The following is a 418-nucleotide window of genomic DNA, read 5'->3' on the forward strand; positions in this document are numbered from 1 at the left end:
AATCAAGAATGGTGACTCTAAATGACATCAATGAGCCTTGCTGAATACCGTGAATTATTTCCAGTGAAGGCAAAGAAGCGCCGTTCAGTAAAGCAAGGTACCAGACACCCAAGTGAAGGTGAGATGGTACTAGCAACACACTTGAGAGCATGCAAGACCAGTTTTGAGCAGGAATATAAATTTCATCCAAAACGTAAGTGGCGGGCGGATTTTTTAATTACGGGAAAAAAGATATTGGTAGAGGTCGAAGGCGGGATCTGGAGCGGAGGCCGTCATACAAGAGGCAAGGGCTATATAGGGGATATGGAGAAATACAACTCCGCAGCAATGATGGGTTTTACAGTTTTAAGGTTCAGTACAGAGCAAGTGAAGTCAGGTTTAGCGGTTCAGCAGATAGAGAAAATGGTGAGTGAAAGAT

Annotated in this window: 1 protein-coding gene; it reads left to right on the forward strand. The window is 43.8% G+C overall.

All coding sequences use genetic code 11. The features are described 5' to 3' along the window. Window positions 1-21: 21 nt before the first annotated feature. Window positions 22-418, forward strand: a 397-nt coding sequence (locus J536_RS24760) for a DUF559 domain-containing protein (RefSeq protein WP_050680477.1), incomplete at its 3' end; no start/stop codon positions are given.

This window comes from Acinetobacter sp. 809848 (assembly GCF_000581275.1).
GTDB lineage: Bacteria > Pseudomonadota > Gammaproteobacteria > Pseudomonadales > Moraxellaceae > Acinetobacter > Acinetobacter pittii.